We start from the raw sequence: 8,443 nt of genomic DNA, 5'->3' as shown, positions 1-8,443 counted from the left end.
CTGCGCTCAACCCAACCGACGAATGCGCCCTCTTGTAGGTTGGGTTGAGCGCAGCGAAACCCAACATGGCACGCTCGCCCCTTACGGGAACGGCTTCACCGTGTGCAGGTGGTTCAGCGGGCCGTGGCCATGGCCGAAACCGGGGGCGGTCAGGATGGCCGTTTCCACATAGGCCCGCGCGCGGGCGACCGCGTCGCGCACCGACAGGCCCTGGGCGATGCCGGCGGCGATGGCCGAGGACAGGGTGCAGCCCGTGCCGTGCGTGTGCGGGGTGTGGACGCGGCGGCTCTCAAACACCTCTTCGCCGTCTTCGGTCAGCAGCAGATCGCTGACCTGCTCGTCCTCCAGATGGCCGCCCTTCAGCAGCACGGCTTTGGGGCCGAAGGTGCGGATCATCTCGGCGGCGCGTCGCATGTCATCCAGGGTGCGCACCGGGATGTCGGTCAGCGCCTCGGCCTCCGGCAGGTTGGGAGTCACCACCTCAGCCAGCGGCAGCAGGCGCTTGCGGAGGGTCAGCACCGCCTCCGGCTCCAGCAGGAAATGGCCGCTCTTGGCGACCATCACCGGATCGACGACGAGCGGCACGTTGACCGCCCGTTCCTCATACTCGCCGGCCACGGCCTCGATCACCGCGGCGTTGGCGAGCATGCCGATCTTGATGGCGTCGGCCCCGATGTCCTCCAGCACCACCTTCATCTGAAGCGCGACAAAGGCCGGATCGACGGGTACGACCCCGTAGACGCCCGTCGTGTTCTGCGCCGTCAGCGCCGCGATGGCCGTCATGGCGTAGGCGTTCAGCGCGCTGACCGCCTTGATGTCGGCCTGGATGCCGGCACCGCCGCCGGAATCCGACCCGGCGACGATCAGCACACGCCCCTTGATGGAGCCAGAAGTCTTCGCGGCCGGCTTCATCAGATCGCCTCCACGGGGCGGGCGGCCTCCTGGATGGCGGCGGCGATGTCGCCCACCACCTGGAGGACCAGCCCTTCGTCGTCGCCTTCGGCCATCACGCGGATCACCGGCTCGGTCCCCGACTTGCGGATCAGCAGGCGGCCGGCACCGTTGAGGCGCGCCTCGCCGTCGCGGATCGCGTCCTGCACCGAGGCCATCTCCAGCGGCTTGGAGCCGGCGGCGAAGCGCACGTTGGTCAGCTTCTGCGGAACCGGATCGAAGACGCGGCAGACCTCGCTCGCCGCGCGGCCACCAGCCTGGATCAGCACGGCGAGCACCTGGAGCGCCGCGATCAGCCCGTCGCCGGTGGTGGAATAGTCCGACAGCACCACATGGCCCGACTGCTCGCCGCCGACGTTGTAGCCGTGCTCGCGCATGTGCTCGACCACATAGCGGTCGCCCACCGGCGTGCGGACCAGTTGCAGGCCAAGGCCCTTCAACTGCCGCTCCATGCCCAGGTTGGACATGACCGTGGCGACCACGCCGCCGCCCTTCAGCGTCTGTTCCCGCGCCCAGGAGGAAGCGATCAGCGCCATCACCTGATCGCCGTCCACGACGCGGCCGGCCTCGTCCACCATGATCAGCCGGTCGGCGTCGCCGTCCAGCGCGATGCCCAGATGGGCGCCGTGGGCGACCACCTGTTCCTGAAGGGTCTGGGTGGCGGTGGCGCCGCAGCCCTTGTTGATGTTGGTGCCGTCCGGGCTGACGCCCACGGGAATGACGTCGGCGCCCAGTTCGTAAAGCACCTTGGGCGCCACGCGATAGGCGGCGCCGTTGGCGCAGTCCGCCACGATCTTCAGCCCGTCCAGCCGCAGGCCGCGCGGGAAGGTGTTCTTCACATACTCGATGTAGCGGCCGGTCGCGTCTTCCATGCGCGAGGCGCGGCCGAGGTCGGCCGGGCCGGCGAGGTCGGGCGCGAAGGGCTGGCCCATGCGGGACTCGATGGTCGTCTCCACCGCGTCCGACAGCTTGTAGCCGTCCGGCCCGAACAGCTTGATGCCGTTGTCCTGGAACGGGTTGTGCGAGGCGGAGATCATCACCCCGAGGTCGGCGCGCAAGGACCGCGTCAGCATCGCCACCGCCGGGGTGGGAAGCGGGCCGAGCAGCACCACATCCATCCCCATGGAGATGAAACCCGCGGTCAGCGCCGGCTCCAGCAGATAGCCGGACAGCCGTGTGTCCTTGCCGATGACCACGCGGTGGCGGTGATCGCCCCGGCGGAACTGCAAGGCCGACGCCATGGCCACGCGCAGCGCGGTTTCAGCCGTCATCGGCTCGATGTTGGCGGTGCCGCGGATGCCGTCGGTGCCGAACAGGTGTCGCGTCATGGAGAAGCCTCGGGAAATGCCAGTCACTGTACCGCAAACGCGGAGGTGGTGAAATCTTCATCGCTTGGCCCGGGGCCACCGGTCAAGCACCCTTCCGCGCATGCGCCAAAGGGTTACGGGCGGTGATCGGTCGCGCCCCTAATTCGCCGCCCTAATTCGCCGGATGCAGCCCCTCCCAAACGGCGCGCGCCTGCGCCGTTTGGGCGAGGTCGTGCACGCGCAGGATTTGCGCACCCTGGTTGAGCGTCTCCAGCCCGGCGGCCAGGGAGCCGGCCAGACGCTCCTTCGGCGGCTCGTTGCGGGACAGCTTGCCGATGAAGGCCTTGCGCGACAGACCGATCAGCACCGCGCAGCCCAGCCCGTGGTAGAGCGCGGTGTGGCGCAGGATGTCCAGGTTGTGCTCGACCGACTTGCCGAAGCCGATGCCGGGGTCCACGGCGATGCGCTCCAGCGGCACGCCGGCCTGGACGCAGGTCTCCACGCGCGCCTCCAGCCAGTCGAAGACGTCCAGCGCGGCGTCCTCGTAGGTCGGGTTCTGCTGCATGGTGCCGGGCTCGCCCTGCATGTGCATCAGCACGACGGGAGCGGCCTTCTCCACGACGAGCGGCAGCGCGCCAGGGTCGCCCAGCGCACCGATGTCGTTGATGATGCGCGCCCCGGCGTCGAGCGCCGCCCGCATCACCCGCGCGTGCCGCGTGTCCACGGAAACGACCACCCCCTTGGCCGCGAAATGGCGGATGACGGGCAGGACGCGCGCCTCCTCCTCTTCCGCCGCGACGGCGGCCGAACCGGGCCGGGTGGACTCGCCGCCGATGTCCAGCAGGTCGGCCCCCGCCTCCAGCATCGTCTCGCCATGGGCGATGGCGGCGTTCGCGTCGAAGAAGTCCCCACCGTCGGAAAAGCTGTCCGGCGTGACGTTGACGATCCCCATGATCCGCGGCCGGCCGAGGTCCAGCCCGCCGAAGGCCGCGCGGGCGCGCGTCAGCGCGCCGAGCCGCCGGTCGAGCTGTTCGGCCACGCCCCGGCTCCGCTCCCACCCCCAGGCCATGATCTCGGACAGCGGCGCGAAGGCCCGCTCGATGCGCGGCCCTTGGCGGTCCTTGTCGCGGACGATGAGTTCCGCCGTGGCGAAAGCGAAGCGCCCGCCGGCCAGCGGCACCGCCGCCCCTTTCGCCCAGGCCACGATGGGCAGCAGCCCGACCGGGCGCAGATAGACGCGGACATCGCCGTCGCTCGCCCACGGGCAGAAGGAAGCGAGCGAACCGGCGGCGGATTTTGTGGTGGCTTTGGGAGCGGGAGGCATGTCGACGAAGGGTTTGCTGGCGGGAAGCCTTACCCTGTCACGCCGGAAAAGCTCCGCGCAAGGGGAAGCGTCAGGCGGGAACGCCTGACGCTCGGAGTGCGGACGCTTATGCGCTCTTCGGCAAGGGCGCCAGGGCGGCGAGCATCTGTTCCTTGCGTTCGGCGAAGAGGTGGCCCAGCTCGTCGGCGCGCTTGTCGTTCAGCGCCTCCTTGGCCTCCTCGAACAGCTCCTCTTCCTCCTCGTCCAGGTGGTGGCGGACGATCTCGCCGAGCACCTGGAGCTTCGCCTTCCAGGCCGTGCCATCGGCGGGCATGGCGTTCAGCTCGTCGAGCAAGCCGTTGATGATGTGGTGCTCGTTCAGGCCCTCGACCGTCTCTTCCTTGGTGTTCTTGGCCTTGGACAGCGCCTGGTAGAAGACCGCCTCCTCGACCTTGCCATGCGCCCACAGCTCGCGTTGCAGGTCCTCGTAGACGCGCCGGGCCTTGGCGCCGTCCTTTTCGCCTGCCTTTTCGGCCTCATCGAGCAGGCGGCGGACGGTGTCGTGGTCCTGCTTGATCCGGTCGAAGATGCTCATCGCTCGTGTCCCGTTCCCGTTGTTGAGGTGTCTCGACAGGACAACCCCGCGCCCCGGCGGGTGTTCCAAAGGCCGTTCCCCATGGGTGACCGGATGATGGGTGACGGGATGGCGCCCCGGCTGTTCACTCCCCAATCGCCTCATGGTTCCGGGGCCAATCGAAAGGAGGGGTCTTCCATGCGCCTTCAATTGAAGCCCATCGACGAACAGGTCATCGTCATCACCGGCGCGTCCAGCGGCATCGGGCTGGTCACCGCCCGCATGGCCGCGCAGCAGGGGGCGAAGGTCGTCCTGGCCGCGCGCGACCGCGAAGGCTTGGCCCAGGTGGCGGAGGACATCCGCGCCGACGGCGGCGACGCCATCCACTGCGTGGCCGACATGGCCAATCCCGACGAGCTGCGGCAGGTCGCCGACGCGGCGCTACGCACCTACGGCCGCATCGACAGCTGGGTGAACAACGCCGGCGTGTCGATCTATGGCAAGATCGTGGACACCTCGATGGAGGACCACCACCGCCTGTTCGAGACCAACTATTTCGGCGTGGTCAACGGCTCGCTGGCCGCCATCCCGCATCTCCGCCGCGACGGCGGGGCGCTGATCAACCTCGGCAGCGTGGTGTCCGACCGCGCGGTGCCATTGCAGGGCGCCTATTCCGCCACCAAGCACGCGGTGAAGGGCTTCACCGATGCGTTGCGGATGGAGCTGGAGGCGGACGGCGCGCCCATTTCCGTGACGCTCATCAAGCCGGCGGCCGTCGACACGCTCTACGAGGAGCACGCCAAGAACCTGATGGACGTGGAGCCCAGCAACCCGCCGCCCGTCTACGCGCCGGAACTGGTCGCCAAGGCCATCCTGCACGCCGCCCAGCACCCGATGCGCGACATGTATGTCGGCGGCGGGGCCAAGCTTTTCTCGCTGGCGGAGACCTTCGCGCCGCGCGTCACCGATTACCTGATGGAGCGGACCATCACCCGCGCCACCCGCAGCGGCGGGCCGCGGCGCGCGCGGAACGACGCGCTGCATTCGCACGGCGACGACGGCCGCGAGCGGGCCGGCCGGCACAGCTACGTGCGCGAAACCAGCCTCTACACCGAGGCGCAAATGCACCCGTGGATGACCGTCGCCCTGCTCGCCGGGGCCGGAGTCCTGGCCGGAGCCGCCCTGTCGCGCGGCTGGGTGCGCGGCGGCCGGTTCTGGTACAGCCCCGACGAGAAGACCAGCCGGCGGCTGCATCGCGGCGAGCACCGGGGCGGGGAACATCGGGGCGACCTGGGGCAGGAGCGGGAGCGCTTCACCGAGACCGGCGGCCGGCGCGAATTGGGCCACAACGCCAAGCCCGCCTGGCAGGCGGCGGAAGAGAGCGAGGTCACTTTCCCCCGGTAGAGATTTCCCCCTCTCCCATCGGAGATGGGCGAGGGGAACGCTCCCCACCCGAAGTGGTGTCCGACTTACCCCGCGGTCGCTTCCATCACGGCGGAAATCAGATCGCGGGTTGGCTCGCGGGCGGCGCGGACGGCGAGGACGGGTTCCAGCTCGTCCGCCGGGAGAGGACGGCTGAACAGGTAGCCCTGGAAGCTCTCGCACTTCAGGCTGCGCAGGAGCTGGAGCTGCGCCTCCGTCTCCACGCCCTCCGCGACGACCGACAGGCCCAGGCTGCGGCCGAGGCCGACGATGGCGCGCGGGATGGAATCGCCCACTCCCGCCTGCTCCAGGTCGTGGATGAAGGAGCGGTCGATCTTCAGCTTGTCGATCGGGAAGCGGTGCAGATAGCTGAGCGAGGAATAGCCGGTGCCGAAATCGTCCAGCGCGATCAGGCACCCCCGCTCCTTCAGCGCACGCAGGGTGGAGACGGCAGCGGGGATGTCGTCGATCAGGGTGCCCTCGGTCACCTCGATCTCCAGCTCCCGCCCGTTCAGGCCATAGGTGTCCAGCGCCGCCGCCACCTTGGCCGGCAACTGCCCGTCGCGGAACTGCTGGCCGGAGACGTTGACCGCCACGGGGATGGACAGGCCGATGTGGTCCTTCCAGCGGCGAACCTGCCCGCACACCTCGTTCAGCACCCAATCGCCGATGGACTGGACGAGGCCCGTCTCCTCCGCGATGGGCAGGAAGCGGTTGGGCATGATCAGCCCCGCCTCCGGATGGCGCCAGCGCAGCAGCGCCTCCACCCCCACCACCTGGTCGTCGGAAATGCGGACCTGCGGCTGGTAGACGATGAACAGCTCCTCGTTCTGGAGCGCGCGGCGCAGCGCCGCCTCCAGGTCCAGCCGCTCGCGGGAACGGGCGCCCATCTCGCGGGTCACGAAACGGTAGGCGTTCCGCCCGCCGTCCTTAGCGTTGTACATCGCGATGTCGGCGCAGCGGATCAGCCCTTCGGCATCCTCCGCGTCGTCGGGGAACAGGCTGATGCCGATGCTGGGCGACACCACGAAGCTCTGCCCGCCGACCGCGAAGGGGCTGGCGAGCTGAAGCAGCACCTTCTCCGCCACGGCGGCGGCGTCGGACACCGACTCCACCAGTGGTGCGACGATCAGGAACTCGTCGCCGCCCAGGCGCCCCACCGTGTCGGACGCGCGCAGGCCGGCGTGCAGCCGCCGCGCGACGGAGCGCAGCACCTCGTCGCCGAAGGAATGACCGAGGCTGTCGTTGATGACCTTGAAGCGGTCCAGGTCGATGAACAGCACCGCCACCTTGGTGCCGTCGCGCCGCGCCTGCCGGGTCACCTGCCCGATGCGGTCGAACAGCAGGACGCGGTTCGGCAGGCCGGTCAGCGGGTCGTAATGGGCGAGGTAGTGGATGTGCTGCTCCGCCCGGCGCTTGTCGCCGATGTCCTCCACGAAGGCCATGACGAAGGGCGGATCATCGCCGGTGGCGACGGGCTGCAGATGCACGGCGAAGCGGCCCGCCCGTCCATCGGCCAGCAGCAGCCGGTCCACCTCCAGCCGCGCGCTCTCGCCGCCGAGGGCGGCGTCGATGGCCGACACCAGCGCCGGGTCCTGCGCGCGCAGCCGGGTGTCGAGCCCGACGATCCCCTCGCGCGGTGCGCCGACGGCGCGGGCGAAGGCGGCGTTGCAGTCGATGATCTTGGCGTCGCCCCCGATCAGCGCGATGCCCAGCGGCGCCTGGTTGAAGAGCTGGTGCAGTTCCGCCTCGCGCCGGCGCAGGGACCCGGTGATCCGGCCGGCGATCTCCAGCGCGCGGCGGCGCGTGGCGGTCAGCGCCCACAGCAGCGTGGAGAGGGAAACGCTCAGCACGATCCCGCCCACCAGCACCAGCGCCGGCTTCCACCCCTGCGCGTCGGCGTCGAAAGCCGGCTTGGCCTCGTAGCGGACGGTCCAGACACGGCTGCCGACGGCAACTTCGCGCTCGGCGCTCAGGGACGCCTTGTCGGGCGCGCCGCCCCGGCTGCGGTACAGCGGGAAATCGGCGTCGGCCACCCGGCCCTCGAACAGCGTGACGGCCACCTCGCCGGCGCTCGCGTCGAAAACGGCGGTGGCGAGCGGGGCGATCCGCACCGGAGTCAGGACGACCCCGGCGAAGGCGGCGCGCCGCTCCTCCAGGCTGCGCGGCGACAGGCCGCCGCGATAGACCGCCTGATAGACGATGAAGGCCGGCAGCGGCGCCCCGCCCTCGTCGACCTTCAGGGGGATGGCGCGCGTGATGGTGGTCTCGCCCGAATCGCGCGCCTGCTCGACGGCGGCGCGGCGGATCGGCTCGGACATCAGGTCGTAGCCGAGCGCGCGCAGGTTCAGATCGTTGACCGGGGCCGCGTAGAGGTTGACCACACGCTCCGGCCCGCCGGCGTCCGGCCAGATGCGATAGCCGCGAATCCCATCGGCGCGCGCCACCGCCGTCAATTCCCCCGCCATCTCGGAGGTGACGGCGCGGGCGAAGGCGACGCTCTGGATGCCCGGATAGCGCTCCGCAAGGTGGAACCCGTCGGCGAACCGGTTCCATTCCGTCCGCTTCACCTCCGGAAAGGCGGCGTACAGGGCGGCGGCGGAACGGGCCACCTGCACATAGACCTGGAGCTGATTCTCGAACCGCTGGTGCAGTTCCTCGACGCGCAAGGCGAAGCGGCTTTCGGCATCCTCGGCGACGGTTGTCGCCGTGTCCCGCCAAGCGACCAGGGTCAGCAGGAGCGACGCCACCAGCACGAGGGCGGGAATGCGCCGGTCGAGCCCCCGCGGCAGTTCGGGTTCGGCGGCGCCCGGTTCGGACTCGTTCGGTTCGGGTCTGAATGACCTGAGCATGATCTAGCGGGGCGGCCTTGCGCGTCGAGGGACA

Annotated in this window: 6 protein-coding genes; 1 reads left to right on the top strand and 5 read right to left on the bottom strand. The window is 69.9% G+C overall.

The genetic code is table 11. From position 1 onward, the window contains the following. Window positions 1–81: 81 nt before the first annotated feature. From thiD to ACSVC7_RS30140, 4 genes are all read right to left on the bottom strand, one after another. Window positions 82–912, bottom strand: a complete 831-nt coding sequence (gene thiD, locus ACSVC7_RS30155) for a bifunctional hydroxymethylpyrimidine kinase/phosphomethylpyrimidine kinase (protein WP_448203032.1) — start codon at window positions 910–912, stop codon at window positions 82–84. Then, complete coding sequence (gene glmM, locus ACSVC7_RS30150; RefSeq protein ID WP_448203033.1) at window positions 912–2,279, bottom strand: phosphoglucosamine mutase; 1,368 nt, start codon at window positions 2,277–2,279, stop codon at window positions 912–914. The genes thiD and glmM overlap by 1 nt, the downstream gene beginning before the upstream one ends. A 151-nt stretch (window positions 2,280–2,430) precedes the next feature. Next, complete coding sequence (gene folP / locus ACSVC7_RS30145) at window positions 2,431–3,582, bottom strand: dihydropteroate synthase (RefSeq protein WP_448203034.1); 1,152 nt, start codon at window positions 3,580–3,582, stop codon at window positions 2,431–2,433. A gap of 106 nt (window positions 3,583–3,688) precedes the next feature. Then, entirely contained in the window at window positions 3,689–4,156 is a 468-nt protein-coding gene (locus tag ACSVC7_RS30140; RefSeq protein ID WP_448203035.1) for a hemerythrin domain-containing protein, read from the bottom strand. A gap of 177 nt (window positions 4,157–4,333) precedes the next feature. Here ACSVC7_RS30140 and ACSVC7_RS30135 point away from each other — a divergent pair, with 177 nt between their 5' ends. Next, complete coding sequence (locus tag ACSVC7_RS30135; RefSeq protein WP_448203036.1) at window positions 4,334–5,539, top strand: SDR family oxidoreductase; 1,206 nt, start codon at window positions 4,334–4,336, stop codon at window positions 5,537–5,539. A 65-nt stretch (window positions 5,540–5,604) separates the two neighbouring features. Here the strand turns inward: ACSVC7_RS30135 and ACSVC7_RS30130 are convergent, their stop codons facing one another. Further along, on the bottom strand, window positions 5,605–8,409 hold the full coding sequence (locus ACSVC7_RS30130) for a bifunctional diguanylate cyclase/phosphodiesterase (protein WP_448203037.1): 2,805 nt from the start codon (window positions 8,407–8,409) through the stop codon (window positions 5,605–5,607). Between the last annotated feature and the right edge of the window lie 34 nt (window positions 8,410–8,443).

This window comes from Azospirillum mesophilum (assembly GCF_053470405.2).
The sequence above is the reverse complement of the archived record's forward strand: the minus strand, read 5'-3'. Positions and strand labels throughout refer to the sequence as shown.

Excerpts from the sequence above, each read along its gene's own strand:
- ACSVC7_RS30135 (WP_448203036.1), top strand. The coding sequence starts at position 4,334 with ATGCGCCTTCAATTGAAGCCCATCGACGAACAGGTCATCGTCATCACC.
- folP (WP_448203034.1), bottom strand. The coding sequence starts at position 3,582 with ATGCCTCCCGCTCCCAAAGCCACCACAAAATCCGCCGCCGGTTCGCTC.
- ACSVC7_RS30140 (WP_448203035.1), bottom strand. The coding sequence starts at position 4,156 with ATGAGCATCTTCGACCGGATCAAGCAGGACCACGACACCGTCCGCCGC.
- thiD (WP_448203032.1), bottom strand. The coding sequence starts at position 912 with ATGAAGCCGGCCGCGAAGACTTCTGGCTCCATCAAGGGGCGTGTGCTG.
- glmM (WP_448203033.1), bottom strand. The coding sequence starts at position 2,279 with ATGACGCGACACCTGTTCGGCACCGACGGCATCCGCGGCACCGCCAAC.
- ACSVC7_RS30130 (WP_448203037.1), bottom strand. The coding sequence starts at position 8,409 with ATGCTCAGGTCATTCAGACCCGAACCGAACGAGTCCGAACCGGGCGCC.